General features: G+C 40.8%; 2 protein-coding genes. Both read left to right on the top strand.

From position 1 onward, the window contains the following. Positions 1–113: 113 nt before the first annotated feature. Positions 114–1,526, top strand: a complete 1,413-nt coding sequence (locus tag AEA42_RS09320) for a sigma 54-interacting transcriptional regulator (protein ID WP_231640377.1) — start codon at positions 114–116, stop codon at positions 1,524–1,526. A 76-nt stretch (positions 1,527–1,602) separates the two neighbouring features. Further along, positions 1,603–2,829 (top strand): AAA family ATPase, encoded by a 1,227-nt coding sequence (locus AEA42_RS09315; RefSeq protein WP_231640376.1) that lies wholly within the window; start codon positions 1,603–1,605, stop codon positions 2,827–2,829. The last annotated feature ends 112 nt before the right edge of the window (positions 2,830–2,941 follow it).

The raw sequence follows: 2,941 nt of genomic DNA, 5'->3' as shown, positions 1-2,941 counted from the left end.
AATGGACCATGCCAATCCACAATTGGAGCCTTTGTTTATCTCAGTTAGCGATTTATTTTGAAGGACGTTTAGATAGCGTGCTGGAAATTTAAAAATTAGCCTGACACAGAATTTTGAACGCCCTCGTATCTGATGTTACCTTTGATAGGCTTGAGCTTATTTACAATTATCCGTCGGATCTAGTTACTCCATACCTTGAACTACTCACTGGCAATCTGAGTTGTCCAGTCAACGCCCGTAAGGCCGATTTATCCTCGCCAATTAATTTTGGAGAAATTTACCTCGCTGCAGAACGGCTACTGGACGTTATTAGTCGTGAAACCATTGCACTGTCTATTTTATTGAGTCCGGGTACACCTGCTATGCAGGCTGTATGGATATTACTCGGTAAAACTCGATTCGCCTGCAACTTTTATCAAGCATCAAAAGAACAAGGCGTTAATATTGTAGAAATTCCTTTTAAGCTTACTGCTGAATATATTCCTTCGATGACTAATCTAGCCCCTACTGAATTTGGGCAACTTGGTCTATTGGACTCTGATGCTGATCCTGCCTTTGATGACATTATTACCCTTGATCCTGAAATGTTACTACTTAAAGCCAAGGCACAAGTTTTAGCATCGCATGAAGTATCTGTGCTGATTTGTGGTGAGAGTGGTACCGGCAAAGAGATGTTTGCTCGGGCAATTCATAATGCAAGTGCGAGAAGGGATAAACCATTTGTTGCGGTCAATTGTGGCGCATTTCCCTCAGAACTTATTGATTCAATACTTTTTGGTCATAAAAAGGGGGCTTTTACTGGTGCGGTTTCAGATAAGGTAGGAGTTTTTGAATTGGCACATTCAGGTACTCTTTTTTTGGATGAGTTTGGCGAGCTTGATAGTTCAGCCCAAGTCAGGCTACTTAGAGTATTACAAGATGGTAAATTCACTCGCTTGGGAGATAGTAAAGAACGTAGCAGCAATTTTCGTTTGATCACAGCAACTAATCGAGACTTGATGGCTGACATTTCCAAGGGTAGGTTCAGGGAGGATTTATTCTATAGGGTTGCCATTGGTGTGTTGTCCTTACCACCTCTAAGGTCTCGACAAAGCGATTTAGACCATCTAGCAGATCAGTTTACCGCCATGCTCACACAAGAATACCCTTCTCTAGGTGGTAAAAAAATTTCCACTGCTGCAAAAAAAATTATCAGTAATCATCGTTGGCCTGGAAATATCAGAGAGCTGAAAGCAACGATTCTTAGGGCAGCCTTATGGTCTGAAACTGCCGTATTGGAAGACGTTGATATACGCAGGGCGATACTTTCGACGCTCCAAAATAGTGAGAGCATTCTCGAAAGAGATATATCAAAAGGTGTTGATATAAAAAGTATTATTGATCTAGTAGAGCGACACTATTTAGAACGAGGATTGGCATTTACGTCAGGGAATAAACGTAAAACGGCGTTGTTACTCGGTTACAACAATCACCAAACTTTAAATAATCGCCTTAAAAAACTCGGCCTAGAAAACGACAATGACTAAATTGGCATAAAAGTCGCTATATGGGTTTGACCCTGAATTAAGCCAGGGATTGCAATTCAACATAAGGAGCTCCACTGTGACACAATTAACGGCAATACAACCACTCTCACGTAAAGATAAACTCTCACAGCTAATGGCTGAGATGAATGTTGGTCTGTTAGAGCGAAAAGAACAAATTAAGCTGATTTTACTAGCCGCGCTTGCTGGTGAGCATGTTTTGCTTGTAGGTCCTCCGGGCACCGCAAAGAGTGAACTGGCCAAACGGCTAAAAAATATCTTTGTTGAAGCGAGTTATTTTGAGCGTTTGTTGACACGTTTTTCTGTCCCAGAAGAAGTCTTTGGGCCTCTTTCTATTCGTGCATTAGAGGATGATAGGTATGTTCGTTTAACTAGTGGTTATCTACCTGATGCATCAGTAGCTTTTATTGATGAAATCTTTAAAGCAAACAGTGCCATTTTGAATAGTCTTTTAACCATATTAAACGAGCGAGAATTTGATAATGGTAATCGTCGATACAAGGTGCCCTTAATTTCGGTTATTGCTGCGAGTAACGAGTTACCTGAAGGTGAGGAGCTTTCTGCTTTATATGATCGCTTTATGTTACGTAGTTTTGTCGGTCCATTGTCTGATAGTTCATTTAGCGAATTATTGCAGCTTTCAGCTGAAAAATTTGAGCCTGAGCTGAATATCCGACTCAAGCTAGAAGATCTTACTGAGGTGCAGCAGTTAGCTGACAAGGTTACCCTGAGTTCTTCTGTGCTGGCATTGTGTAAAGAGTTTCGGGCCTATTTAAACCGAGAGAATATTTACGTTTCGGATAGACGTTGGCTCAAGTTGATAAAACTGATGAAGGTATCAGCATTCACCTCTGGATTGACGCAAGTGAGTAACTATGATGCATGGGTTTTACCTCATTGTCTGTGGAATAAGCCGGTGGAGTTTTCTGGGCTGCAAGATCTCTATAATCAAGCTGTAGCCATCAATGGTGATTTTACCGATGAACGTGCATCAAGTTTAGTGACAACTTGGGAAGGGAGACTAAAGGCTGATAAGTCACAACAAAAGCAGAAAGTAGACAACAAAGGTCGGCCACTGTTTATTAATGATAAAGGTAAGCAGACATTACAATCCTCTGGAGAAGTCCAAAAAACAAATGCTAAAGGTGAAGTTCTCTATTGGGATGACTATGACAATAAAGAGACAACTTCAAGTCGCGGGCGTTATAGCTCTTCATTAAATGCAATTATGATTAATCAAGCATTTAAACCCGTTATGGAATCAATTAGTGGCTTTGTTTCCTAAATCGATTCAGCGAGCAAAGCTCCTCATAATCGTTTGAATATTAAACTACACGGTAAGTTTCAGGCATGCCTAGCCCAGTGAGTTTGTTCAACGCCTTTATCATCGCGTAAGT

It is taken from the genome of Shewanella sp. Sh95 (assembly GCF_001308045.1).
Classification (GTDB): Bacteria; Pseudomonadota; Gammaproteobacteria; order Enterobacterales; family Shewanellaceae; genus Shewanella; species Shewanella xiamenensis.
The sequence above is the reverse complement of the archived record's forward strand: the minus strand, read 5'-3'. Positions and strand labels throughout refer to the sequence as shown.